Origin of the sequence: Pantoea sp. JK (assembly GCF_026130245.1) — a bacterium.
GTDB lineage: Bacteria > Pseudomonadota > Gammaproteobacteria > Enterobacterales > Enterobacteriaceae > Pantoea > Pantoea trifolii.
The window spans coordinates 829,320-855,111 of the sequence record NZ_JAINFN010000001.1 but is presented as its reverse complement, the minus strand read 5'-3'; the positions used below and the strand labels follow the sequence as shown (position 1 = coordinate 855,111).

The 25,792-nt window shown below is 56.0% G+C and carries 25 protein-coding genes; 14 read left to right on the top strand and 11 right to left on the bottom strand.

All coding sequences use genetic code 11. The annotated features are described in order from the left end of the window. Positions 1-3: 3 nt before the first annotated feature. Positions 4-1,557 carry a histidine ammonia-lyase gene (gene hutH / locus PanJK_RS04110; RefSeq protein WP_256696013.1) on the bottom strand — a complete coding sequence of 518 codons (1,554 nt, stop codon included), beginning with the start codon at positions 1,555-1,557 and terminating at the stop codon, positions 4-6. Positions 1,558-1,876: 319 nt separating this feature from the next. On the opposite strand from hutH, the gene hutC reads away from it, so the two are divergent. After that, the gene (gene hutC, locus PanJK_RS04105) at positions 1,877-2,632 is read left to right on the top strand and encodes a histidine utilization repressor (protein WP_008102577.1); all 756 of its coding nucleotides are present in this window, start codon (positions 1,877-1,879) and stop codon (positions 2,630-2,632) included. On the opposite strand, the gene PanJK_RS04100 is transcribed toward hutC, so the two are convergent. Together PanJK_RS04100 and PanJK_RS04095 are read right to left on the bottom strand one after the other, a co-directional pair. Continuing rightward, entirely contained in the window at positions 2,616-3,155 is a 540-nt protein-coding gene (locus PanJK_RS04100) for a HutD family protein (RefSeq protein ID WP_265297269.1), read from the bottom strand. The two genes, hutC and PanJK_RS04100, sit on opposite strands and share 17 nt — an antisense overlap. Beyond that, the gene (locus tag PanJK_RS04095) at positions 3,152-4,507 is read right to left on the bottom strand and encodes a formimidoylglutamate deiminase (RefSeq protein ID WP_265297266.1); all 1,356 of its coding nucleotides are present in this window, start codon (positions 4,505-4,507) and stop codon (positions 3,152-3,154) included. Before PanJK_RS04095 ends, PanJK_RS04100 begins: the two co-directional genes overlap by 4 nt. An 85-nt stretch (positions 4,508-4,592) precedes the next feature. Here PanJK_RS04095 and hutI point away from each other — a divergent pair, with 85 nt between their 5' ends. The 7 genes from hutI to PanJK_RS04060 all read left to right on the top strand — a co-directional run bounded on the left by hutI (position 4,593) and on the right by PanJK_RS04060 (position 11,566). Then, positions 4,593-5,810 (top strand): imidazolonepropionase, encoded by a 1,218-nt coding sequence (hutI, locus tag PanJK_RS04090; RefSeq protein WP_256696018.1) that lies wholly within the window; start codon positions 4,593-4,595, stop codon positions 5,808-5,810. Continuing rightward, a complete protein-coding gene (gene hutG, locus PanJK_RS04085) occupies positions 5,807-6,598 on the top strand; it encodes an N-formylglutamate deformylase (protein WP_256696019.1) in 792 nt (263 codons plus the stop codon). The genes hutI and hutG overlap by 4 nt, the downstream gene beginning before the upstream one ends. A 370-nt stretch (positions 6,599-6,968) precedes the next feature. After that, a complete protein-coding gene (locus tag PanJK_RS04080; RefSeq protein WP_256696020.1) occupies positions 6,969-7,820 on the top strand; it encodes a transporter substrate-binding domain-containing protein in 852 nt (283 codons plus the stop codon). 12 nt (positions 7,821-7,832) lie between these two features. Then, positions 7,833-8,552 (top strand): ABC transporter permease, encoded by a 720-nt coding sequence (locus tag PanJK_RS04075; protein WP_256696021.1) that lies wholly within the window; start codon positions 7,833-7,835, stop codon positions 8,550-8,552. An 11-nt stretch (positions 8,553-8,563) separates the two neighbouring features. After that, a complete protein-coding gene (locus tag PanJK_RS04070) occupies positions 8,564-9,292 on the top strand; it encodes an ABC transporter permease (protein WP_256696022.1) in 729 nt (242 codons plus the stop codon). Position 9,293: 1 nt separating this feature from the next. Then, positions 9,294-10,088: an ABC transporter ATP-binding protein gene (locus PanJK_RS04065; RefSeq protein ID WP_256696023.1), complete on the top strand. Its 795-nt coding sequence runs from the start codon at positions 9,294-9,296 to the stop codon at positions 10,086-10,088. Then, entirely contained in the window at positions 10,085-11,566 is a 1,482-nt protein-coding gene (locus PanJK_RS04060; protein WP_265297260.1) for an HAL/PAL/TAL family ammonia-lyase, read from the top strand. The genes PanJK_RS04065 and PanJK_RS04060 overlap by 4 nt, the downstream gene beginning before the upstream one ends. Before the next feature lie 71 nt (positions 11,567-11,637). Here PanJK_RS04060 and PanJK_RS04055 read toward each other — a convergent pair whose 3' ends face one another. Next, the gene (locus tag PanJK_RS04055) at positions 11,638-12,267 is read right to left on the bottom strand and encodes a flavin reductase family protein (protein ID WP_265297258.1); all 630 of its coding nucleotides are present in this window, start codon (positions 12,265-12,267) and stop codon (positions 11,638-11,640) included. A gap of 127 nt (positions 12,268-12,394) precedes the next feature. Between PanJK_RS04055 and rlmF the strand changes: the two genes are divergently transcribed. Continuing rightward, positions 12,395-13,321 (top strand): 23S rRNA (adenine(1618)-N(6))-methyltransferase RlmF, encoded by a 927-nt coding sequence (rlmF, locus tag PanJK_RS04050; RefSeq protein ID WP_265297256.1) that lies wholly within the window; start codon positions 12,395-12,397, stop codon positions 13,319-13,321. A 2-nt stretch (positions 13,322-13,323) separates the two neighbouring features. On the opposite strand, the gene ybiO is transcribed toward rlmF, so the two are convergent. From ybiO to rhtA, 6 genes are all read right to left on the bottom strand, one after another. Further along, entirely contained in the window at positions 13,324-15,600 is a 2,277-nt protein-coding gene (ybiO, locus tag PanJK_RS04045; RefSeq protein WP_265297254.1) for a mechanosensitive channel protein, read from the bottom strand. A gap of 132 nt (positions 15,601-15,732) precedes the next feature. Next, a complete protein-coding gene (gene glnQ / locus PanJK_RS04040) occupies positions 15,733-16,455 on the bottom strand; it encodes a glutamine ABC transporter ATP-binding protein GlnQ (protein WP_061723607.1) in 723 nt (240 codons plus the stop codon). Next, positions 16,452-17,111, bottom strand: a complete 660-nt coding sequence (gene glnP, locus PanJK_RS04035; RefSeq protein ID WP_256696029.1) for a glutamine ABC transporter permease GlnP — start codon at positions 17,109-17,111, stop codon at positions 16,452-16,454. The genes glnQ and glnP overlap by 4 nt, the downstream gene beginning before the upstream one ends. A gap of 85 nt (positions 17,112-17,196) precedes the next feature. Continuing rightward, the gene (gene glnH / locus PanJK_RS04030; protein WP_036647919.1) at positions 17,197-17,943 is read right to left on the bottom strand and encodes a glutamine ABC transporter substrate-binding protein GlnH; all 747 of its coding nucleotides are present in this window, start codon (positions 17,941-17,943) and stop codon (positions 17,197-17,199) included. Positions 17,944-18,265: 322 nt separating this feature from the next. Further along, positions 18,266-18,769 (bottom strand): DNA starvation/stationary phase protection protein Dps, encoded by a 504-nt coding sequence (gene dps / locus PanJK_RS04025; RefSeq protein WP_036620516.1) that lies wholly within the window; start codon positions 18,767-18,769, stop codon positions 18,266-18,268. Positions 18,770-19,065: 296 nt separating this feature from the next. Continuing rightward, positions 19,066-19,974: a threonine/homoserine exporter RhtA gene (gene rhtA, locus PanJK_RS04020; RefSeq protein ID WP_265297246.1), complete on the bottom strand. Its 909-nt coding sequence runs from the start codon at positions 19,972-19,974 to the stop codon at positions 19,066-19,068. A gap of 378 nt (positions 19,975-20,352) precedes the next feature. Between rhtA and ompX the strand changes: the two genes are divergently transcribed. Further along, positions 20,353-20,865 carry an outer membrane protein OmpX gene (gene ompX / locus PanJK_RS04015; RefSeq protein WP_008102541.1) on the top strand — a complete coding sequence of 171 codons (513 nt, stop codon included), beginning with the start codon at positions 20,353-20,355 and terminating at the stop codon, positions 20,863-20,865. 132 nt (positions 20,866-20,997) lie between these two features. Here the strand turns inward: ompX and PanJK_RS04010 are convergent, their stop codons facing one another. Continuing rightward, positions 20,998-21,192: a hypothetical protein gene (locus PanJK_RS04010; RefSeq protein ID WP_097094437.1), complete on the bottom strand. Its 195-nt coding sequence runs from the start codon at positions 21,190-21,192 to the stop codon at positions 20,998-21,000. A 202-nt stretch (positions 21,193-21,394) separates the two neighbouring features. Here PanJK_RS04010 and mntR point away from each other — a divergent pair, with 202 nt between their 5' ends. The 4 genes from mntR to PanJK_RS03990 all read left to right on the top strand — a co-directional run bounded on the left by mntR (position 21,395) and on the right by PanJK_RS03990 (position 25,791). Next, positions 21,395-21,853, top strand: coding sequence for a manganese-binding transcriptional regulator MntR (mntR, locus tag PanJK_RS04005; protein WP_008102536.1), 459 nt, complete (start codon positions 21,395-21,397; stop codon positions 21,851-21,853). A gap of 20 nt (positions 21,854-21,873) precedes the next feature. After that, the gene (locus PanJK_RS04000) at positions 21,874-22,983 is read left to right on the top strand and encodes an SLC13 family permease (protein WP_265297241.1); all 1,110 of its coding nucleotides are present in this window, start codon (positions 21,874-21,876) and stop codon (positions 22,981-22,983) included. Positions 22,984-23,098: 115 nt separating this feature from the next. Then, positions 23,099-24,226, top strand: a complete 1,128-nt coding sequence (locus PanJK_RS03995) for an HlyD family secretion protein (protein ID WP_256696035.1) — start codon at positions 23,099-23,101, stop codon at positions 24,224-24,226. Next, on the top strand, positions 24,223-25,791 hold the full coding sequence (locus PanJK_RS03990) for a DHA2 family efflux MFS transporter permease subunit (protein WP_154153149.1): 1,569 nt from the start codon (positions 24,223-24,225) through the stop codon (positions 25,789-25,791). The genes PanJK_RS03995 and PanJK_RS03990 overlap by 4 nt, the downstream gene beginning before the upstream one ends. Position 25,792: the final 1 nt, after the last annotated feature.

Genomic DNA, 25,792 nt, shown 5'->3' with positions numbered 1-25,792 from the left:
TCCTTAATTAACAGTCTTACGCTGGCTTGGCAGCAGCGCGGTAAGGGATTCAGGCCATGCGGATGCGCTGGCCCACAGACGCATGGATTCGATATCCGGCGCCAGTAAACGGTCGTGATCGAGGAAGGCCACGTTCTCGCGGATGCGGCTCATCTCCTGTTCCAGCGTCGGCGAGCTCTGCAGCGGACGATGGAAATCAATGCCTTGTGCAGCGGCCATCGCTTCAATACCCACTACGGCGGCGGTGTTGAAGCACATGCTGCCGAGGCGGCGGGCTGCGTAGGTCGCCATCGAGACGTGATCTTCCTGGTTAGCGGAGGTCGGCAGGCTGTCAACGCTGCCAGGATGCGCCAGCGATTTGTTCTCAGACGCCAGCGCCGCCGCAGTGACCTGGGCGATCATAAAGCCGGAGTTAACGCCGCCATCATTGACGAGGAACGGCGGCAAACCGGAGAGGCCGGTATCCAGCAGCAGCGCCAGACGACGCTCGGAGATCGCGCCGATTTCGGCAATCGCCAGTGCCAGAATATCGGCGGCGAAGGCCACCGGCTCGGCGTGGAAGTTACCGCCGGAAATCACATCGCCGCTGTCGCTGAACACCAGCGGATTATCCGAGGCGGCGTTGGCTTCAATCTGTAATATGCGCGCGGCATGCGTCAGGTTATCCAGGCAGGCGCCCATCACCTGTGGCACGCAGCGAATCGAGTAGGGATCCTGCACGCGACCACAGTTGGTGTGCGAGCTGAGGATTTCACTGCCGGATAATAAAGAGGAGACGGCGGCGGCAACGTTGATCTGTCCAACCTGACCCCGCGCTTCGTGAATACGCGCATCGTAAGGTTTTACCGAGCCTTTAATCGCTTCCAGCGACAGCGCGCCGGCCATCAGGCCCGCCGCGAAAAGGTTTTCCGCTTCGAATAGACCGCGCAGCGCCAGCGCATTCGAGACCTGCGTGCCGTTGAGCAGCGCCAGACCTTCTTTAGGGCCCAACACAATCGGCTGCAGGCCAACGCGCGCTAAGCCTTCAGTAGCAGGAATTAATTCGCCCTCGACGCGCACCTGACCTTCGCCCAGCAGCATCAAGGAAAGATGTGCCAGCGGCGCCAGATCGCCTGACGCGCCCACCGAACCTTTCTCCGGGATGCATGGCATCACGCCCGCGTTGAACAGCGCCAGCAACGCTTCAATCAGTTCGATGCGCACGCCAGAGTGGCCGCGCGCCAGGCTGATAATTTTGGTGGCGACCACCAGCCGCGTCACATTATCCGGCAGCAAATCGCCGAGGCCAACGCTGTGCGACAGCACCAGATTGCGCTGCAGTTCTGCCAGCCGCGCCGAAGGGATTTGCGTCTGCGCCAGCTTGCCGAAACCGGTGTTGATGCCGTACACCACGTTGCCGGATGCGACGATGGCATCGACGGTTTCATGGGCACGCGCAATCGCTGCGCGCGCGTCATCGGCCAACGTGAGCGTTACCTTGCTTTGATAAATACTGCGCAAGGTCGCGAGGTCCACTTCACCGGGAACGAGGCGAATTTCCTGAACCGAACCTGACATAGTCTACTCCTGTCTATACAAGTGATCTGGCATGAATCGGACGCCGATATTTTGCGATGGGGCGGTCCGATTTGCCGTGGATTGCGATGAGTGAAGCATAAGTGTCTAATCTTGTCTATACAAGTAGCAAGCACTATGCCAGATTGTTCTTGTTCTGTGAAATGCGGCGCAAAGCGGTGAAACAGGCGCAACCGCAACGTGATTGCACCGCAATGGCACGAAAGCTGCACCAATGCTGGGCGGATTGCACAATTAGATGTATATACATTTACCGGCTGAGACAGTAAACTTTGGGCATTATTCTTCAAAGGAACAGGAAATGGCGGAGCAAACAGCAGTAGCACAGCTGGCTGCGGCGATGGGCGATGAGCCTGCGCCGATTTACCAGCGGGTGAAGCAGGCAATCGTTAGCCAAATCCGTGAAGGCCACTGGAAAGCCAATCAGCGCGTGCCGTCTGAAAGTGAACTGGTGAACGAGCTGGGCGTCAGTCGCATGACCATTAATCGCGCGCTGCGTGAGCTCACCAGCGAAGGTTTTCTGGTGCGCATGCAGGGCGTAGGCACTTTTGTCGCTGAGATGAAGGGCTACACCGCGATGCTGGAAGTGCACAACATCGCCGATGAGATTGCGCAGCGCGGACATCGTCACAGCTGCAAGATTTTGTCGATTGGGCAGATGAAGGCCGATCCCGAACAGGCGGCGGTGCTGGGATTATCTACCGGGCAAACGCTGTTCCATTCGCTGATTGTGCATTACGAAAACGATCTGCCGGTGCAGCTGGAAGATCGTTTGGTCAATCCGCTGGTGGCGCCGGATTATCTCAGTCAGGATTATCATCAGCTGACGCCGTACACCTATTTGATGCGCGTCGCCCCGCTGACCGCCGGTGAGCATATTGTTGAAGCGGTGCTGCCGGATCTGCGCCAGCGTAAGCATCTGGCGCTGGATGAACATGAGCCGTGCCTGTTGATTCGTCGTCAGACGTGGAGCGACAACAAGATTGTGACCTACGCGCGCCTGCTTTATCCAGGATCGCGCTATAAGTTGCTGGGTCGCTTTAGAGGACACGGTTAAGCGTGACAAATAACAGTCTGGCATCTGACGTTTGTGGTGCCAGCTGTAGCGTTTCATCCAGCCACCACATCCCCTGATCCACCGCCAGCATTTCTCCGGCCGATGTTTGCCATGTGCCCGCCACCACCCACGCCACGCCGTTTTCGCTGCTGACCGTTTTTTGCGCGATGCTCACCGCAGACCGCCAGCTGTCGCGCCGCGTCATGATATTGAAATCCTGACAGCTGCCAGAAATTTTAGCTTCAATCGCCCATTCACCGGGAAACGCCCATGGCTGCAGCGGGGTTAAGCGCTGCTGAGCCTGTTCACTCTCAAGTAAAACGCTGTCGCCATGCAGCAAGGTAATCACGCGGTCGATGCCGGGGAAGGGCGAAAACGGCCCGTCGGCGGAGATGGTGGCGATGCTGGCGCGCCAGGCAAACTGTGCGTCGTCCGGCGGATAGCTGGCGATTTCCCGCGTTTCACCGCCGCCATTGCGCCAGCGGCTGACCGGAAGCTGGTCATAGGCAAAACGGGTTCTCATTGCAACGCCCTCATCGCCTCGGCGAAGTGGATCGCGGCGTGCTCTTCTGCCGCATGATGGCCTTCGCTGATAACCTGTTTGCCCGCCACAAACACATCGCGGATCTGTTCGCGCTGTCCGCCAAACAGCCAGCGATTTAACAGCGATGCGCTGCTGACGCTGCTGAGAAACGCGTCTTCTGCCAGCACCAGCCAATCGCCACGTTTGCCGATCGCCAGTTCACCCGCCGACAAACCACACGCCTGCGCGCCGCCCTGTGCGGCTTGCTGCCACAGCAGATCGCCGACGGAAGGTTGATTGGGCAAGGTGATGCGGTTGCGACGACGATCGCGCAGTCGCTGACCGTACTCCAGCCAGCGCAGCTCTTCCAATGCACTAAGCGATACATGGCTGTCGGAGCCAATGCCCCAGCGGCCGCCGCGCGCGATGTATTCCACCGCCGGGAAAATGCCGTCACCGAGATTGGCTTCGGTGGTCGGACACAAGCCCGCCACCGCGCCGCTCGCCGCCATGCGCTGAATTTCATCGTCATCAAGATGGGTAGCGTGAATCAAACACCAACGTTGATCGACCTTAAAGCGGTTGAGCAGCCAGGCCACCGGACGTTCGTCACTCCACGCAAGGCTGTCGTTAACCTCTTTCTCCTGCTCGGCGACGTGAATATGCACCGGCACATCCTGCGGGCAGGCGGCTAAGACTTCATGCATCTGCGCTTCATTCACCGCGCGCAGCGAATGGAAGCAGATGCCATGATTAAGCAGCGGCTTATCCGCGCTCCAGCTTGCCACGCGCTGCTGCTGTTGCAGGTAGGCGTCGGTTTGCTGAATGAAACGGCGCTGGCCGTTGCTGGCCGGTTGCGAACCAAAACCGCTGTAGCTGTAGAGCACCGGCAGCAAGGTTTGGCCGATGCCTGCGTTCTCCGCCGCCGCCATCAGTGCCAGCTGCATGGCATCATCGGCGTAAGGTTTACCCTGTGGATCGTGGTGCAAATAGTGGAATTCCGCCACCTGGCTGTAGCCGCCTTTCAGCATGTCGATGTAGAGATGCGTTGCGATAGCGCCAACCTGCTCGGGCGACAGGCGCTGCACCATGCGGTACATCAAATCGCGCCATGTCCAGAAGCTGTCCTGCGGATCGCCTGCCACTTCGGCCAGTCCTGCCATCGCGCGCTGGAAGGCGTGTGAATGCAGATTCGCTATCGCTGGAATTACCGGTCCGGCAAGACGCGTGGCATCGCCGGGCTCGCTGTTGGGCGCGAGTTGTGTGATCTGTCCAGCTGCGTTGGTGGTCATCAGCACGCGCTCATGCCAGCCGTCGGCCAGCAGCGCGCGTGGGGCAAAATAGGTTGTCATGGTTGATCCTGCATGGCGAAAGGTTGTATATACATATACATACTTTGAAGCCTGGTGTAAATCGCCGAACGCGAAGGGGAGTGGGATGGCAGAAACAGAGCAGATCGACAGCCTGTGGCTGGGGGCCGACATCGTTACGATGCGTGACGGACACTACAATCTGATTGCCGACGGCGCGCTGGCGGTCGATCAGGGAAAACTGATTTGGGTGGGGCCGCGCAGAGAATGCCCGGCTTTTGCCGCGCGTGAACAGCACCAATTTTCCGGCGGCATCATCACGCCTGGTTTGGTGGATTGCCATACGCATCTGGTGTTTGGCGGCGATCGCAGCCAGGAGTTTGAGCAGCGTCTCAATGGCGTGAGCTATGCAGACATCGCTGCGCAGGGTGGCGGCATTCTCTCCACGGTGCGCGCCACCCGCGCCGCTTCCCAGCAAGAGCTGGTGGCAAGTGCGCGCTGGCGGCTGGATCGCCTGCTGGCGGAAGGCGTCACCACGGTGGAGATCAAATCCGGTTACGGTCTTGATGAAGCCAGCGAGCTGACCATGCTGCGCGCCATTCGTGAGCTGGCGGAAACGGTGCCCGCCGATGTGCAAGCTACTTGCCTGGCTGCGCACGGCTTCCCGCCGGAGTTTAAAGACAATCCGCAAGGCTGGATCGATATCATCTGCCAGCGCCTGCTGCCGCAGGTGAAAGCCGAAGGTTTGGCGGATGCGGTAGATGCGTTTTGCGAGCATTTGGCCTTTTCTCCTGAGCAAGTTCGCACGGTCTTTGATGCAGCCAAAGCATTGGGCATGCCGGTGAAACTGCACGCCGAGCAGCTATCGGCGCTCGGCGGCGCGGCGCTGGCGGCGGGTTACGGTGCGCTCTCCGCCGATCATCTGGAATATGCTACCGAAGCCGACGCGCAGGCGATGGCGCAACACGGCACCGTTGCGGTGTTGCTGCCGGGCGCGTTTTATCTGTTGCGCGAAACCCAGCGTCCGCCGGTGGCGCTATTCCGTGAACACGGCGTGCCGATGGCGCTGGCCAGCGATGCCAATCCGGGCACCTCACCGGCGCTGTCGCTGCGTTTGATGCTGAACATGGGCTGCACGCTGTTTGGTTTAACGCCGGAAGAGGCGTTGGCGGGCGTGACCTTGTGGGGCGCGAAAGCGCTGGGCTTACAGCACTCGCACGGTTCGCTGGAAGCGGGCAAGGTGGCGAATTTTGTTCACTGGCCGCTGGCGCGTCCGGCAGAGCTGGTTTACTGGCTGGGCGGCGAATTGCCGTGCCAGGTTATTTATCGTGGAGAAGCGCAATGACACCTTTTCATTTCACCGCCGGTAATGTTCCGCTGCTGGTCAGCATTCCGCACGCTGGTACGCAATTAACGCCGGAAGTGGATGCCGGTTTGAGCGACGCAGCGCGCGGCCTGCCGGATACCGACTGGCACTTGCCGCTGCTGTATGACTTTGTGCGCGATCTCGGTGCCAGCGTGTTGATTGGTCACTATTCGCGTTTTGTTATCGATCTCAATCGCCCAGCAGATAATCAGCCGCTCTACACCACGGCGACCACCGGCTTGTATCCGGAAACCTTGTTCGACGGCAGCCCAACTTTTGCTGCAGGTAAAACGCCGAGCGCCGAGGTGCGTCAGGGTTATCTGGAAAGCATCTGGCAGCCGTATCACCAGCAGCTGCAACAGGAGCTGGCGCGGCTGAAAGCGCAGTACGGTTATGCGCTGCTGTTTGATGCACACTCGATCGCTTCGGTGATTCCGCGCCTGTTTGAGGGACGTTTGCCGGATCTCAACATCGGGACCAACGATGGTGCCAGTTGTTCAACGGCGGTGATTGAGGCGATTAAGCAAGTTTGCAGCGAGCAGCAAGAATACAGCTGGATCGCGAATGGGCGCTTTAAAGGTGGCTACATTACCCGCGCCTACGGGCAGCCGGAGCAGGGCGTGCAGGCGGTACAGCTGGAGCTGGCGCAGCTCAATTATATGGATGAAACTCCGCCGTTTGCCTGGCAGCAGGATCGCGCTGCACAGCTGCAGAAGGTGCTGAAACCGCTGATGCAGGCGTTTCTTGCAGCGGGTAAACCTCAATAAAAACCACCTTCGTAGGGTCGCCATTCATGGCGACCAATTAACGCTGTACGTACATGTAGATGGTCGCCATGAATGGCGACCCTACTGCACCATCGCAATGCATTCTCTGCTACATCACAGTGCAACATTACGTCCATCCCGTGACAATCCCCCTGATTTTGCGGCTTTGCCGATTTGGCATAGCGCTTGCTAGGTTGTATGTACAAGTAAAGACCACGCAGCGATTATCAATTTTTATACTGGCTGGCTCACAAAAAGCTTATGCCGGCAATGATCTGCCGCACGCTAACTTGTATATACATGAAAGGTCATCTGCAAATATTGCACAAGCAGAGACTGACAAACTCGATTAATAGCCAGGAGAAGCCGCATGACGCACCGTGTTCAGATTCGCCGTTTTTGCCTCACGACCCTGTTTGCCAGCCTGATGATGAGCGGCATTGCCGTACAGGCGAAAGAGTGGAAATCGATCACCATCGCTACCGAAGGCAGCTATGAACCCTGGAACCTGACGCTGCCGGGCGGCAAGTTAGGCGGCTTTGAACCGGAACTGATGGAAGACCTGTGCAAGCGCATGGGCATTCAGTGCAAGCTGGTGGTGCAGAACTGGGACGGCATGATCGCCGGCCTCAACGCCGGTAAATATGACGTGATCATGGATGCGATTGTCATCACGCCGGATCGTAAAAAAGTGGTCAACTTCACCACGCCATACGCCTCAACGCCGGCCACTTTCATCACCACCAAAGATAGCCCGCTGCTGCCAGCCGATCACAACATCATCAAGCTGCATGACGATGAGAAAGAGATCAACGCGGCGATTGCCCCCCTGAAAGCGGCGCTGAAGGGTAAAACCATCGGTATCGCCTCCGGCACGGTTTACACGCCATTTATCGATAAGTACTTCAAAGGCGATGCTGACGTACGCGAATACACCTCGTCGGCAGATGCGATGCTCGATCTGCAATCGGGCCGTATCGATGCGGTGTTCGATGACGTGACCTTTGCGCAATCAATGTTGGCGCGCAAAGAGAACAACAATCTGATCTTCAGCGGTCCACAACTCGGCGGCCCAATCTGGGGCGAGGGCGAAGCGATGGGTGTACGCATGGCGGACAACGACCTGAAGGCCAAGCTGGATGAGGCGATTCATGCCGCACTGGCTGACGGCACGGTGAAAAAGCTCAGTGAGAAGTGGTTTAAAACTGACGTAACCCCGTAAGTGAGGTGAAAGATGATGAGCCTGCTGAGTTTTGGTGCTGATGGTTGGGGCCGCCTGATCCTGAGTGCCGCCTGCACCACGCTGCTGCTATCGCTGGTGGCGCTGATGATGGGTGCGGTGGTCGGTTCCGGCGTGGCGGCCGCCAAATTATCGCCTCAGCGCTGGCTGCGCTGGTTGGGTGAAAGCTATTCAGTGGTGTTTCGCGGCATCCCGGAACTGCTGGTGATCTACCTGTTCTATTTTGGGGGATCCGGCCTGATTACGCTGGTTGGGCAGATGTTCGGCGCGGATGGCTTTATCGAAGCGCCGCCGTTCCTGATTGGTGCGCTGGCTATCGGGCTCATCTCTGGTTCGTATCAGGGTGAAGTGTATCGCGCGGCGCGCCTGGCGCTGTCGAAAGGCGAGGTGGAAGCTGCGGTGGCGATTGGTATGCCGCGCTGGCGCATTGCCCAACGTATTCTGCTGCCGCAGGTGGTGCGTTATGCGCTGCCGGGTATGTCGAACGTGTGGCAGATGAGCCTGAAGGATTCGGCGTTGGTGTCGGTCACCGGCATTGTCGAGCTGATGCGTGCCAGCCAGGTTGCGGCCGGATCCACGCGCGATTACTTCACTTTCTATCTGATCGGCGGCGCCTGTTATCTGGTGCTGACGCTGGTGTCTAATCATGCGTTTCGCCGGGCGGAATCGCGTCTTGGTCGTGCGTGGCAAAGTCGCACTGCGGCACAGCATTAAGGAGCAGCAGCATGATCGACTTCGCTTTTCTCTTTGATACCTTTCTCAAGCTGAGCGCCGCGCTGCCGGTGACGCTGGGCCTGTTTATCAGCGCCTTTATTTGCGGCGGCATTCTGGCGATTGGCATTTTGTCCCTGCGCATGAGCCGCTGGCGCGTGCTGAGCGGTTTCGCGCGCGGCTACATTCTGGTGTTTCGCGGCTCGCCGCTGATGATCCAGCTTTTTCTCATCTATTACGGCCTTGGGCAGTTTGGCGTGATCCGCCACAGCTTCGTTTGGCCGTTCCTGCGCGAACCCTTTATCTGCGCGGTGCTGGCGCTGTCACTTTGTACTGCGGCTTATACCGCCGAGATCTTGCGCGGTGCGCTGCTCGCGGTGCCAGCCGGGCAAGTGGAAGCGGGCCTCGCCTGCGGTATGTCGCGCTGGCTGCTGCTGCGCCGCATCATCGCGCCGATTATGCTGCGCTATGCCCTGCCTGCGTACTCCACCGAAGCGATTCTGCTGGTGAAATCCACCGCGCTCGCCAGCCTCGTCACCGTGTGGGACGTGACCGGCGTGGCGCAGCAGATCATTCAGCGTACCTATCGCACCATGGAAGTGTTTGTTTGTGCGGCGGCGATCTACCTGATTCTCAACTTTATTATCGTCCAGCTGTACGCGCTGTTAGAGCGTCGTCTGACCCCGGCGCATCGTGTCGCAAAAAAGCCGTTGCCCGCCGTTAAACCGCTTGCCGGAGAGTAATATGCATTCCACATCACCCGTTACCTTATCCGCCACCGACATCCATAAATCTTTTGGCGCGATGGAAGTTCTGAAAGGCATTTCGCTGCAGGCGCATAAAGGCGATGTCATCTCGATTCTTGGTGCCAGCGGCTCGGGAAAAAGTACTTTGCTGCGCTGCATCAACCTGCTGGAAACGCCGGACGCCGGTGTAGTGAGCGTCGGCGGTGAAACCATTGAGATGAAACGCCATGCGCGCGGCCATCAGCTGGCAGCCAATCCGAAGCAGATTGAGCGTTTGCGTTCACGCCTCGGCATGGTGTTCCAGAGCTTTAATCTGTGGTCGCACATGACGGTGCTGCAAAACGTCATCGAAGGGCCGCACTATGTGCTGAAGCGCGACAAGAAAAGCTGCATCGCCCAGGCGGAGCAGCTGCTGGATCGCGTCGGCTTACTCAATCGCAAAGATTTTTACCCGGCGCAGCTGTCGGGCGGCCAGCAGCAGCGTGTGGCGATTGCCCGCGCGCTGGCGATGGATCCGGAAGTGATGCTGTTCGATGAACCGACCTCAGCGCTCGATCCGGAACTGGTGGGCGAAGTGCTAAAAGTGATGCGCAGCCTGGCCGAAGAGGGGCGCACCATGCTGGTGGTGACGCATGAAATGGGCTTTGCGCGTAACGTCTCAAACCGCGTGGTGTTTATGCATCAGGGCACCATTGATTGTCAGGGCGCGCCGGAAGAGATGTTTGGTGCCGAGGGATCGCAGCGCTTCAAGCAGTTTATCTCCAGCCATCACGGCGCGGAGCAGCCAGCATGACTATCGTGTGGGGCGATGGCCCATTAACCTGGCAAGAGTTGGTGCAGGTGGCGCGGCACGACGCGGAACTCAGTTTGAGTGCCAGCGCCTGGCAGCGTATTGCGCAAGGGCGCGCGATTGTCGATGAGATTGTCGCCAGCGGCCAGATTGCCTACGGCATTAATACCGGATTGGGCGCGCTGTGCAATATCACGCTGCCGGAAGATCAGCTTAGCCAGCTGTCGCGCAACACATTGTTGAGCCACGCCTGTGGTGTCGGCCCGCTGCTGACGCGTGAACAGGCGCGCGCCATTCTGTGCGCGGCCATCGCCAATTACAGCCACGGAAAATCGGGCGTGTCGGTGGCGCTGGTGCAGCATCTGCTGGCGCTGCTCAATCAGCAGATTACGCCGCAGGTGCCGTCGCAGGGTTCGGTGGGCTATCTCAGCCATATGGCGCATATCGGGCTGGCGCTGATTGGTGTTGGCGACGTCGAGTATCAGAACCAGATTATGCCTGCTGCGCAGGCGTTAACGCTGGCGGGATTACAGCCCTATCGTCCGGGTGCCAAAGAGGGCTTGAGCCTGGTCAACGGCACGCCGTGCATGACCGGCTTATCCTGCCTGGCGCTGGATGACGCGGCGCGTTTGCTGGATTGGGCTGATGTCACCGGCGCGATGAGTTTCGAGGCGCTGCGCGGACAGCTGGTGGCCTTTGATGCCGAGGTGATCGCGCTGAAAGCCAGTCCGGGCATGCAAGTGAGCGGTCAGCGTTTACGCGATCTGCTGAGTGATAGCCCGCTGCTGGCGACCAGCGTTGGTATTCGTACCCAGGATGCGCTCAGCCTGCGCTCCATGCCGCAGGTGCACGGCGCCAGCCGCGATCAGTTCGATCACGCGGCGCGCCAGATTGAAACCGAACTTAATGCCTGCACCGATAATCCGCTGGTGCTCGGCACGCCGGATAACTGGCGCGTGGTGTCTCAGGCTAACCCGCACGGCGAATCGGTGGCGATGGCGGCGGATCTGCTGGCAATTGCCATGGCGGAAGTCGGCAGCATCGCCGAGCGGCGGCTTGATCGTTTAGTCAATCCGCTGGTGAGCGGCTTACCGGCGTTTCTGGTGGCGCAGCCGGGCGTTAACTCCGGCATGATGATTGCGCAGTATGTGGCGGCGTCACTGTGTGCGGAGAATCGTCAGCTGGCGCAGCCGGCGGTGCTGGATAACTATGTGACGTCGGGTTTGCAGGAGGATCATCTCAGCCTCGGTACCGGCGCGGCGCTGAAGCTGCTGAAGCTGGTGGGCAACGTATGGCAGATTCTGGCGATTGAGTATCTGCTGGCGGCGCAGGCGCTGGATTTCCACGGCGAAGAGCAGCTGGCGCAAGGGACGGCGCAGGCATTACGTCGCCTGCGCGTGGTGGTTGCCAACTGGCAGCAAGATCGCTGGCTGGCGCCAGAGATTGCCCGCGCGGTGCAGGTGTTGAAGAGCGGTTTGTAACACGGTCGCCATGAATGGCGACCCTACAAAATCCGGTCGTAGGGCGCCATTCATGGCGAGCTGGCCGACGATCAGCGGCGCGCGTCCGGGCGCACCAAATCAAAGCGCAGTTCTTCGCTGATGCCGTAATAGGCCGACGGGCCACCGGCACGCAGGATTGGCTGCGCTTTGGCGGTTTGATAGATCCCTTCTTCCAACAGTGATTCATCAATATGAATGGCGACCGCTTCGCCCATCACCAGCCAGCTATCAATTGGGTTGCCTTGCGCATCCTGCAGTTGAATCAGCTGCGTCAACTTACACTCAAAATTCACCGGGCTTTCCGCCACCATGCTGACATTAACGTGTGATGCGGCAAGCGGCGTTAATCCTGCCAGCGCAAACTCATCCTGTTCAGACGGCACCGATGCGGAGCTCTCATTCATCGCCTCGGCTAGCGGACGCGTCGCCAGATTCCAGACAAACTCTTTGGTCTCGGAGATATTCTGCACGCTGTCTTTCCAGCCACTGCTGGCGAAACCGATAATCGGCGGATGATAGTTGAAGCAGTTAAAGAAGCTATAGGGCGCTAAATTGCGTACGCCGCGGGCGCTTTGCGAGCTGACCCAACCAATGGGGCGTGGACCGACGATCGCGTTCAAAGGGTCGTGCGGCAAACCGTGTCCCGCGCGGGGCTGATAAGAGTAACGCTGACGAGTCATAACCATCCTTATAAGAGAACCTGAGTGTGGTGCACTAATCTCATCTAATACGGTGAATTCGATTAAGCGCATTGTGCGATGCCGCTAGTCAGAGTATCTTACGCCCGCGCTATTTTCCGGAGAAACTATGAACAAGCCAGCCGCTACGTCACCTTTCCATCCGCGTAACCGCCATCAAGGCCGTTATGATTTTGCTGCTTTGACCGCAGCCCATCCGCCGCTGGCGGTGAAAGTGCGTCCCAACGGCTACGGCGAGTTGTCGGTGGATTTCGCCGATCCTGAAGCGGTGATGCTGCTCAATCAGGCGCTGCTGAAGTTGTTCTATAACCTCAACTGGCAGCTACCCGCAGGTTATCTGACGCCGCCGGTGCCGGGCCGTGCAGATTATGTGCACGCGCTGGCCGATCTGCTGGCAAGCGACAACGGCGGCGTGGTGCCGCGCGATCTGGATGTGATGGATATCGGCTGCGGCGCGAACTGCATCTATCCGCTGATTGGCAACGCCGAATATGGCTGGCGCTTCACCGGCACCGATATCACTGCCGAAGCGATTACCGTTGCCGGACAGATTGTGGCGAGTAATCCGGGCTTGCAGCGCGCCGTGCGTCTGCGTCGGCAAAAGGATACCTCGGCGATTTTCGCTGGCGTGGTGCATAAGAATGAGCGTTATCACGCGGTGCTGTGCAATCCGCCGTTCCACGCTTCTGCGGAAGAGGCGGCCAGCGTGGGTCAGCGTAAAACGCGTAACCTCGGCCTGGGCAAAAACGCGCCGCTCAATTTTGGTGGTCATCATAATGAATTGTGGTGTGACGGTGGCGAGCGCAAGTTCGTCGGCCAGATGATCGCTGAAAGCGTGGCGCACTCCGACCACATTATTTGGTTCACCTCGCTGGTCTCGCGCAAAGAGAATTTACCGGCGCTGCGCGACCAGCTGCGCGATCTTGATGCCTACGAAGTGCGCATCCTCGAAATGGCGCAAGGGCAGAAGCAGAGCCGCTTTATCGCCTGGACGTTCCAGCCGCCAGCTACACGCGCCAAGCGGCTGAAACGCTAAGCTTATTGCGCCGGTGGCAACGCCGGTAAGCTGGCAGCGGAGGCAATATCGCTGCCGGTTTGCATCACTTCTACCGTTTGATGTGGCGCTTTAATGCCGGCCGCATCAAAATGCTTCTTCACCTTATCATCCAGCGCAAAACGTACCGTCCACTGCTTCAGCGGCTGGGTGGTGAATGACACGCGCACGGTAAAGGATTGGTTGGTTAATCCCACTAATCCGGCAAAACTCGGCTCGCCAATCACCATGCCGCGAATCTCCGGGTTCTCCAGCAGCTCTTTCACCGCGCCCTGCAGCGTTTGGTTGACGCGTTCGGTATCTTCACTGCGATCTACGTCGTAGTTCGCCACGAACGAGCCGATGCCGCGCACAAAGTTGGCGAAGGTGGTGATCGATGACCACGGAATAATGTGATACGCGCCGGTATCCTGACGCACGCCCACCGAACGAATCGACATACGCTCCACCGTGCCGGTGATTGGGCCAATGGTGACTAAATCACCGGTGTTCATGCCGTTCTCAAACTGGATAAAGATGCCGGTGATGATGTCCTTCACCAGCGTTTGCGAACCGAACGACACCGCCAGACCAAGCGCACCGGCACCGGCCAGCAGCGGCGCGATATTCACACCGACTTCCGACAGCAAAATCATAATGGTGATGGTGCTGATCACCACCGCCAGCGCGTTACGGAACAGTGTCAGCAGCGTGCGGGTGCGTGCGCTCGGCATTGGGCGGCCGTGCGAATCAGAGGCGAGGCGGCTTTCGATTAAACTCGCCAGCAGCGTCCAGCCGATTGCCGACAGCAGCACAATCATCACGATACGAATCAGGATATCCACCATTTTCTGTCCGGTACCGAGAGTGAGCCAGTGCCAGAGATCAAACAGATTCCAGGCGTTGAGCAGCAGCAACAGCGTGGCAAATACCGTGACCACGCGCGCCAGTTTCAGCAGCGCTTTTACCCAATCGTTGACGCGCTTTTGCAGCTCGGGATAGTTGCGGCGCATATCAGGCGACAGCGTGACGGTTTTGCCAATCCAGCGCGTTAGCATGCCGGAAATCAGCGCGGCAATAACCACGATCGCCAGGCTGCGGACCGTGGCGGACATCATAAACTTCAGGCTGTCGCCGGGATTGAAGATCGAGAACAGGAACAGCGCGATAAAGTAGGCGCTGGCCAGCCAATGCCACACCATGCCGAAGGCGCGGATGAACAGCGCAAAGAAGCTCATGCTGCGATCGGCGAGACGCGACAACTCCTGATGAATGTTGCTTTTGTTGCGGAAAATCAGCCACAGCGCCCAGCCGGTCATGATCCCCATGATCAGCATATTGACCAACGCGGCTACCTGAATGTTGACCTGATTGGAGACAATCGGCACCACCACCAGTAAACCGTAACCGATGATGCCGCTCAGCCAGCTCAAACGCGTGTTCCAGTATCTGGCGCGCGCATCGGTTAAGTGGAAGAAACGCAGCGTGGGGAAGCGCGGGCAGAAAATCAGCCGCAGCACCGCTTTAAAGAATTCAATCAGCGCAAAGGCGTTAAGGAACAAACCTTGCTGATAGGCGATGGTGCGGTTGTTGTTGTGATAGTTGTCGCTGATGATCTGCCCGACAAACAGCGTCAGCGCCAGCAGCACAATATCGAGTACAAAGGCCATTAAGATGGCAGCGGGCAGGTGTAGCCACTTAGTGCCCTCAAGATTTTGATCGCGTCCCCAGCGTCCCATACGTCGCCAGACCGGCCACATCATACGGCGTGTCAGCCAGTAAAACGCAAACACCGAGGCGGCGAGGGCGGCAAAGTATTTCAGCGCGTTGAGGAAGGTTTGTTGGTTAAAGGCTTTGTGCGGCGCATTGGTGATGTTGTAATGCAGTTGGACAAACTGCGCGGCTACCGCACCGCCATATTCACGCATTACGCTGGTGACGCTTTCCAGCACCGTGGGATCTTCTTCATTGGCCAGCGGCGGTGCCAGCACCGGCGGTTCGCTGGTGGATTGACTGTTTGCGGCCTGACGTAACTGATCGATCAGCTCCTGGCGCGAAGCGTTGTTATCCAGAATATTTGCCAGCGCGGCGTAAGCGGCTTTTTTCTCGTCTAAGCTGGGTTTGCTTTCGGTTGTGCTATTCGTTGCCGGGGTTTGTGACTGCTGAGCTGCAACGACTGCCTGCGGCAGGTTAACCGCCTGCGCCGGGGCAATGAGAAACAGGGTGAACAAACTGAAGAGTAACCACACGGCTAAACGCCATGGTGGGCTGGCAGACGACATCGCTTTCCTCCTTTAGCTTCGCGCAGCGGCACAAGAGAGAAGTATAGTCAGTGATGGAAGGTTAGGATTCTGAAAGGAAAATTGCGTGGGTGCGGGTAAGAAGAAGGTCGCCATGAATGGCGACCCTACGGATTAGGAGACGTGCTGCAGGAATTCGCGCAGACGATCGCTTGGCGGGTTGGTGATCAAATCGTCCGGGTTGCCATCTTCTGCAATGGTGCCTTTATCGATAAAGATCAGACGCGAAGCCACTTTCTGAGCGAATCCGACTTCGTGCGTCACGATGACCATCGTCATGCCTTCTTCCGCCAGATCCTGCATCACTTTCAATACTTCGTGACGCAGCTCGGGATCCAGCGCTGAGGTTGGCTCATCAAACAACATCATCTTCGGCTTCACTGCCAGCGCACGGGCAATCGCCACGCGCTGTTGCTGACCGCCAGAAAGCTCAGACGGGAAGTGGTGTGCACGCTCGGCGAGGCCAACTTTACCCAGTAGCTCACGCGCCAGTTTATGCGCTTCCTCTTTCTTCGCACCGCGTACGCGAATCGGGCCAAAGGCGACGTTATCCAGCGCGCTCATCTGTGGGAACAGATGGAACTGCTGAAACACCATGCCCGCTTCCTGACGAATCAGGCGCTCATCCACTTTCGGATCATTAACCTTCATGCCATCGACAATCAGGTCGCCGGTGGTGATCTCTTCCAGCTTGTTGATGCAGCGCAGCAGCGTGGATTTACCGGAACCAGACGGCCCAATAATCACCACCACTTCGCCTTGATTAATCTTCAGGTTGATGTCGTGCAGAACCTGAGTCTGGCCGAAATTCTTCGAGACGTTTTTAAATTCAATCACAGAATTTTCATCCTTTTCTCAATACGGCGCAGCACAAAGCTCAACACCAACGTAATAACCAAATAGATAATGGCAACGGCGCTCCAGATCTCCAGCGCGCGGAAGTTACCGGCAATGATCTCCTGACCCTGACGCGTCAGTTCGGCCACGCCAATTACGATAAACAGCGACGTATCTTTGATGCTGACAATCCACTGGTTACCCAGCGGTGGCAGCATACGGCGCAATGCCAGCGGCATGATCACGTAACGCAGGGTTTCGCGGCGCGACAGACCCAGCGCCAGACCCGCTTCACGGAAGCCTTTGTTGATCGACAGCACCGCACCGCGCGTGATTTCTGCGATGTAGGCGCCGGAGTTAATCATGATAGTGACCACCGCCGCGCTAAACGGATCGATACGCAGATCCGGAAAAGCCATCGGCAGGGCGAAGTAGATAAACATCACCTGAACTACGATTGGCGTACCGCGAATCAGTTCGATAAACACTAAGGCGATGTTGTTGGTGATCCAGCCGCCGTAGGCGCGGGCAAAACCGGCGACTAAACCGATAATTAAACCGCCGACCAGGCCGAGGACCGAGATCAGCAGGGTCATTTTGGCACCGTCGATTAAAATCGGCAGGGCAGGCCAAATGACGCTCCAGTCAAACTCCATGGTGTGACTCCAAAATCTGTTGCGTGGAAATGTAAAAAGCAGGGAGTGTTAAGCTCCCTGCTGGAAAAATCGGCTTAAGCCGCAATTATTTTGGTTCAGTACCGAACCATTTTTTATAGATGGTGTTGTAAGTGCCGTTGTCGCGCAGGGTTTTCAGTGCGCCGTTCACTTTTTCACGCAGATCGTCGCTGCCTTTCGGGAACGCGATGCCATACTGCTGTGCTTCAATCGACTCGCCAACCGCTTTGAAGCGGCCTTTACCGGCGGTGTTGATGAAGTACAGGATGTTCGGGGTATCGTGCAGCACAGCGTCAGCACGATTAGTGCCTAACTCCATGTAAGCGTTATCGATGTTCGGGAATTGACGCAGATCTTTCGATTTGATGTGCGCTTTCGCGTAATCCACCGAACCGGTACCGCTCTTCACCGCTACCACTTTGCCGTTCAGATCGTCGATGCTCTTCACGTCTTTTTCGTTCTCGCGCACCATCACCAGCAGGCCGCTTTTGTAGTAGCCGTCAGAGAACTCAATGGCTTTTTTACGTTCTTCGGTGATGGTGATACCCGCCAGCGCCAGGTCAATGTTTTTGGTTTGCAGCGCAGGGATGATGCCGCTGAAATCCATTGGCTTGAAGGCGTAATCGAGTTTCAGTTCTTTCGCGATGGCATCCCACAGATCGATATCAAAACCGACGTATTTATCGCCTTGTTTGAACTCGAAGGGAACGAATGCGGTGTCGGTCGCGACGATCAGTTTTTTGTCTGCTGCGGTGGAAGAAAGCGAGAAGGCCAGCGCTAACGCGGCCACGGAGACTTTAATCAATGACTTCATCATTTTTTTCCTTATTACCCCTCAGGCCTGGTGGCCCGATGTACGGCCTATCATATGAAAAAATTATGCCAACTTTTCAATTTGCTCGAAATCAGTAGTTTTAAGCACTTGCTGACACGATTTTGCGCAGAAGAAAAGTTTTGCACCTTATTGGTGCTTCATTTTGGTGCATGGTGCTGTTGTGGTGCAGACACAGTGTGCACCAAGGGCGGGGAGAGCGAAAGAAGGGATTAAGGAATTGTTAACGACGTCAAAAAAAGCACCACAATGTTACAGACGTAAAAAAAGGCGGGATAACCCGCCTTCGTTATAACACTGAAATTTATTCAATATTCGATTCGATAAACCACAGGAATTTATCCAGATCGCGCGATGCCGCAGTGAAGATATCAGCGGTATCTTCATCGCTGACTTCAGTGATAGCTTTACGCGTGTCATTCGCCACAATCGCATAGCGATCGGCCAGCGCTTTCAGGTGATCCTGCACGCTATGAATGTTCAACGGATAGCTTTTAAGTGGTGTTTTATCGTTAACGATCTGAGTGGTACCCAGCGCCACGCCGCCTAACTGAACTACACGTTCAGCGATAGTGTCCTGGTGATCGGTAATGGCGGTACGGAAACCATCCAGCATCTCATGTACGCCAATAAAGTTGGCGCCACGCATGTTCCAGTGCGCCTGCTTGGTGATCAGCGACAGGTCAATAAACTCCACTACCAGACGGTTGAGCACCTCGATGGTCGCTTTTTTATCGCTGTCAGCGACGTCATTACGGGTGTAAATCAGATCAGACGATTTAGTTTTAACCAGTTTTGCGGTACTCATCATTAATGTCCTCTTATTGATGGTTGTCCTAATCAAGCACGGAAATAAGTATAGCAGCAGTTTTTTAATCTGCAGGATTGATCAAACCAATGACAGGAATAGATAAACCTTAATGTTGCTCAGGGATTGTACAGTTTAAGTATTAGTTGATGTAAAACAGAAGGTTGTGGAATGTGTTAATTATTTATTAATCGTGTTGCAAAATAATAACGGAGAAATCCTAACGCCACTTTAAAAATGAAAATGAGAATGCTTCTATATTTAGCCTGCGGCGAAGCAGGCTAACGAGTGAATATTTATTGCGTATGAGTAATATCCACTTCGCTTATTTTTGCGCTTTTTTGTTTCATGGTCAGCGTTGAACCTGCCGAAGCGACAATGATCGCCAGCAGCGCCATCCACTGTTGCAGCGTTAACAGTTCGCCGAGGAATAACATGCCTGAAAGCGCCGCCATCGCCGGTTCCAGACTCATTAAGGTGCCGAAAATGCGCGCCGGCAGTCGCGTCAGCGCCATCATCTCTAAAGAATAGGGAATGGCGCTGGAGAGCAGGGCGATCAGCAGCGCTAACGGCAACACTTCCCAATGCCAGATGCCCGGCGCGGCGAATGCCAGGCCGAGCGGCACAAAAATCACCGAGGCAATCAGCGAACCCATCGCCACCGTTGCCGGGCCATGTTCCGCCCCCGCCCGCTGACCTGCAAGAATATAGACCGCCCAGCAGGCACCCGCGCCTACCGCCAACAGCGCACCGAGCGGATCGATGTGACTCATCCCTTCACCGATTGGCAACAGGAACCACAAACCCACTACCGCCAGCAGCACCCAAAGAAAATCAAGTGGACGACGCGCGCCGATCAACGCCAAAGTCAGCGGACCCAAAAACTCCAATCCGACGGCAACGCCCAGCGGCACGGTGCGAATCGCTAAATAGAAGAGATAGTTCATGCAGCCGAGCGCTAAACCGTACATCAGCAGCGGCTTGCGCTGCTCGCGCGTAAAGCGCAAACGCCAGGGTTTGAAGATGATGCAGAGAATCAGCGTGCCAAGACCAAGACGCAGCGCGGTAATGCCGGGCGCGCCAACGGTGGAAAACAGTGATTTTGCCAGAGAAGCGCCGCCTTGCAGTGAGAGCATGGCAATCAGCAGCACAGCAACAGGGAACAACACTGGGGCCATATTTTTGGTCGTTTGAGGCGCAGACATCCTGTAATCCAGTCCTTTATTTATTAACAGCAGGGTAACAAGCGCTCAGTGTAAAGGAATCTTCAGCAAATAAGGAGACGTGAATCGGGGAATTAAAAAGCGCTAACAGGTCAGAAATTGGCCAGATTTAGAGCCATTTCCGTAAAGAAACGTCAGGTTAGTTTAGGAATTTACTTAAAGGCATTTTTTGTGATCGGAATTTATGTTGCAGGAATATGATGCTTTTTATAAGTAAAATGAATGACATAGGAAACTTCATTAACTTTCTGTTACACCAAACAATCTGTTAGACAACAAAATGCGGGCAGAGTTTCTTGCTGTTTTTTGTTATATTTATAGCGTTGTCAGGAGAGAAGTATATTCACATTTGAGGTGGTTATGAAAAAAATTGCATGTCTTTCAGCATTGGCTTGTGTACTTGCAGTTTCTGCAGGTTCTGCCATGGCACAAAGCACCGTTACCGGTGGTTACGCTCAGAGCGATTATCAAGGCGTTGCTAATAAAGCAAACGGCTTCAACCTGAAATATCGTTACGAAGACGGTTCTAACCCACTGGGTTGGATCGGTTCTTTCACCTATACCGAGAAAGATCGTACTGATGCTGGCGTTTATAACAAAGGCCAGTACTACGGCATCACCGGTGGTCCGGCTTACCGTCTGAACGACTGGGCAAGCATCTACGGTGTTGTTGGTGTGGGCTACGGCAAATTCCAGCAGAATGATACCGCAGTACGTTCTAAGTCTGATTCAAGCGACTACGGTTTCTCTTACGGTGCGGGTATGCAGTTCAACCCAATCGAGAACATCGCAGTTGACGTAGGTTACGAGCAGAGCCGTATCCGCAACGTCGATGTTGGCACCTGGATTGCTGGCGTAGGTTACAGCTTCTAAGTTCTTGCTTAGACCAGTTGCACAATAAACGGTCCTTCGGGGCCGTTTTTTTATGGGCGCAATATACGGTTTACCGACTACCAGAAACACAAAACCCGCTACGTGAGCGGGTTTTATTGGAAGTCGGGAACGTTAACCGCGCCAGATCAGGTTTGGGCACGGACGTTCAACCAGCTGTTTGCCGGTGAGCTTTTCAATCAGCATCAAACGCAGCGCAAACGGCGAGCGGGTAAACAGGCAAAGCAGCGATTTCAGCTCAAAAGCCGGTTTGCTCTGTTCAGTCTGGAAACATTTGCCACAGTCGAGGCAGTTTTTCATGGTAGTCATGTTCACCTCCCGAGTGAATGACGACAATATCTTTGTAGCCTTTATAAGCTATTCGCTTACATTATCGACAAAGATAGCACTGGCTATACTCTTTAGCCAACACTATTTAGGAAAAATTTGTGCTTATTTGTGCCTGGTTTACAATGAGCGCAGCCAGCCCGCACCGCAGGTAAAGTGCGGCAGATAATAAAGAGGAAGTTAGATGAGTCGTCGTGCAAAAATCGCCACCAACATGCCCCAGGGCCCGCTAAAAGAGATAGAGGAGCATGTCGAAGGATTTCGTCAGGTGCGTGAGGCGCATCGTCGTGAGCTGATCGATGACTATGTAGAATTAATCTCTGATTTGATTCGTGAATTTGGCGAAGCGCGTCAGGTGGATATGGCCGCACGTTTGGGCGTTTCCCAGCCAACCGTGGCGAAAATGCTGAAGCGTTTGGGTACCACCGGTTTAGTCGAGCAAGTGCCGTATCGCGGGGTGTTCCTCACTGCTGAAGGTGAGAAGCTGGCGGAAGCGAGCCGCGTTCGCCACCATATTGTTGAAACCTTCCTATTGGCGCTGGGTGTTAGCCCGGAAACCGCGCGCCGTGATTCAGAAGGCCTGGAGCATCACGTCAGTGATGAAACCCTGGCCGTGTTCCAGAAATTCTACGAGAGTCGCTAACTACAAGGCCTTCCACCATCATGCCCAATCTGCTTCGTTCCTTAATGCGCGATCGTATTTTGCATTTGTTGTTGCTTTTAGGTGTGATTATGTTGCCGCTGGCGAAATTCCGCTGGTCGCAACTGCCTGCCGCTGTAGACTGGCACACCATCATGACGCTTACCGGCCTATTGATGTTGACCAAAGGATTAGAAAACAGCGGCTATTTTGATGTGCTAGGCGCGCGCTTGATCCAACGCTTTCAACATGAACGCACGCTGGCGCTGTTCATGGTTTGCGCCGCCGCGTTGCTCTCTACTTTTCTCACCAACGATGTTGCGCTGTTTATTCTGGTGCCACTGACGCTGACGTTGCGCAAATTCTCGCGCTTGCCGATTTCCCGTCTGATCATTTTCGAAGCGCTGGCGGTGAATGCAGGTTCCTTACTGACGCCGGTCGGTAACCCGCAAAACATTCTATTGTGGAGTCACGGCACACTCAGCGTACCCGGTTTCATTGCGCAAATGGCGCCGCTGGCGGCATTTTTAATGCTCACGCTGATGGCGTTGACGTGGTGGAGTTTCCCGGCGCGCGTAATCCAGAAACATGAACAAACCGAAAGCCAAACATGGTACAAGCCGCTGTTCACGATTAGCGTGCTGCTGTACATCGTGTTTGTCGTGGCGCTCGAGCTGAAAATGACCGGCTGGGCGTTGCTGCTGGTGGCGGCCTGTTTCCTGATCATGGCGCGCAGCGTGTTAATCAGCATCGACTGGAGTTTGCTGCTGGTGTTCGTGGCGATGTTTATCGATGTCTTCCTGTTGATGCATTTGTCCTGGTTGCAGCCGCATTTTGCCGCTATTGGCCAAATCGGTGAGGGCGGACTTTATCTGCTGGCCATAGGCCTGTCGCAATTCATCAGTAACGTGCCCGCCACCATTCTGCTTTTGCAGAAAGTGCCACCGTCCGACGTGCTGGCGTGGGCGGTAAATATCGGTGGATTTGGCTTATTGCCAGGATCGCTCGCCAACCTGATCGCCTTGCGTATGGCGCAGGATGCGCGCGTTTGGTGGCGTTTCCACTTGTTTTCCATCCCGATGTTAGCCTGGTCGATGTTGGGCGGATGGCTGCTGTTACACCTGATCCGTTAGCGCGACGCCAATGTCGGCTTGTGTAAAGTTGCATTGGCATTTGTCAATTTCCCATCTAAGGTTATGTTGACCGTTTTTGCCCGGCAATCGGGACAACCGCCTACGATGAAAAATTATGGAAAACAAGAATCAACCGTCTGAACGCGATCAGCAGGATCCGCAAAACACCTCGAATACCCATCAAGATAACAATGAACCAGAACGTAAACGTCCCGGAAAGAAGCCACTGATTTTTCTCGCCATTGTGGTGGTGATCATGATCGTGGTGGGATTATGGTTCTGGCTCACCACACGCAATATTGAAAGCACGGATGATGCCTTTACCGAAGGCAACGCGGTGACTATCGCGCCGAAAGCGGCCGGTTACGTGGTCAAGCTGCTGGTGCGCGATAACCAGCGCGTGAAGCAGGGCGATTTGCTGGTGGAGATCGATGCACGCGACAGTGAAGCGCAGCGCGATCAGGCCAAAGCCCAGCTTGGTCTGGCACAGGCGCAGCTGCATCAGGCGCAGGCGCAGTTAGCTTTGTCTCGCGTGCAGTATCCGGCGCAGCGCGATCAGGCACTCGCCGATCAGGCTAAAGCGCAGGCAAATTTACTTAATGCGCAGGCTGATTATCGTCGCCAGCGCGGTGTTGATCCGCGTGCCACATCTCAGCGCAATATTGATACTGCCGCCGCGCAGCTGCGTTCGGCTGAAGCGCAACTGCAAAGCGCTAAAGCGCAGGTTGAAGTGGCTTCTCAGGTGAAGCTGCAAATCCGGCAGCAGGAAACCAATGTTGAAGCGCGTGAGCAGCAGGTTGAGCAGGCGCAGGCGCAGCTCAACACCGCCGAATTGAATCTCTCTTATACCCAGGTTCGCGCGCCATACGATGGCTTTGTCACCAAGCGTAACGTGCATCTCGGCACGCTGGTGCAGGCCGGCAGCGCGCTGTTCTCGCTGGTTTCGCCTGAAATCTGGATTAATGCCAACTTCAAAGAGTCGCAGCTGGCGCGTATGAAGCCGGGCGACAAAGTGGAAATTAGCGTTGATGCCTGGCCGGATATGGAGCTGGAAGGGCACGTGGATAGCGTGCAGATGGGATCCGGTTCACGCTTCTCCACCTTCCCGGCGGAAAACGCCACCGGCAACTACGTGAAAATCGTGCAGCGCGTGCCGGTGAAAATTGTCATCGATAAAGGGTTAGATCCCAATCATCCGCTGCCGCTGGGCTTGTCGGTTGAGCCGAAGGTTACAGTGGAATGAGTGCGAGCGAAAGCTGGCGTCCGGCCAGCAATCCGTGGCTGGTCGCTATTACGGTGACGCTGGCGGTGTTTATGGAGATCCTCGACACCACCATCGTCAACGTCGCGCTGCCGCACATTGCCGGTTCGCTCTCCTCCAGTTACGACGAATCGACCTGGGTTTTAACCTCTTATCTGGTCGCCAACGGCATCGTATTGCCGATCTCGGCGTTCTTCAGCCGCCTATTTGGCCGCAAGCAATTCTTCCTGATCTGCATCGTGATGTTCACCATCTGTTCCTTCCTGTGCGGTATCGCCACGGAACTGTGGCAGATCATTCTGTTCCGCGTGCTGCAGGGCTTTTTTGGCGGCGGATTGCAGCCGGTGCAACAATCGGTGCTGCTCGATTACTTCAAAGCGGAAGATCGTGGCAAAGCTTTTGGCCTGTCGTCGATTGCGATTATCGTCGCACCGGTAATTGGTCCCACGCTCGGCGGTTGGATCACCGATAACTACAGCTGGCGCTGGGTGTTCTTCATTAATATCCCGGTTGGTATTTTGACGGTGATGGCGATTTATCAATTGCTGGAAGATCCACCGTGGGAACGCAAGTGGGATAAAGGCCGCCTGAAAATCGATTACATCGGCATCAGCCTGATCACGCTGGGGCTGGGCTGCTTGCAGGTGTTCCTCGATCGTGGCGAAGATGAAGATTGGTTTGCCTCGCACTTTATTCGCCTGTTCGCCATGCTGGCGGTGATCGGCATTATCGGCGCCATTTATTGGCTGCTGTATGCCCGTAAACCGGTGGTCGATCTCACCGTAATGAAAGACCGCAACTTCTGGGTGGCGGGCTTGCTGATGGCGGGCATGGCGATGATTCTCTATGGCAGCTCAGTGGTGCTTCCCCAGCTGGCGCAGCAGGATCTCGGTTACACCGCAACCTGGTCGGGGCTGGTGCTGTCGCCCGGCGCGATATTGATTGTGCTGACGATACCCATCGTGCTGAAGCTGATGCCGATCGTGCAAACGCGCTACATCATTGCGTTCGGCTTCACCTGCCTTGCCAGCGCGTTCTTTTATTCCACCACGTTAACGCCTAACGTCGATTTCACCACGCTGGTGATGATGCGGAGCGCGCAGTCGATCGGCCTTGGTTTCCTGTTTGTGCCGCTGACCACCATTGCGTTCATCACCGTGCCGCAGCGATTAAACGCCGATGCCTCAGCATTGTTCACCATGTTCCGTAACGTCGCGGGCTCGATCGGCATTTCGCTGTCGACGGCGGGCATTACCGAACGTATGCAGACGCGTTCGGCCAGCATGGTGCACAACATGTCGCCGCTCAATGAGCCTTACAATCTCACGCTCCAACACTGGGCTGATTCGATCCGTAATTTCACCACCGCCGTGGGCGATCCACTGGTGCTGGCGAGCGGGCAGCTCTATCAGGAGATGATCGCTCAGGCGCGTATTCTGGCGTACATCGACGTCTTTATGGGCCTGAGTATTGTGGCGCTGCTATTGATTCCATTCTGTTGGTTGCTTTCGCCAATTAAGAGCGAAGGCGGTGCAGGAGCACATTAAA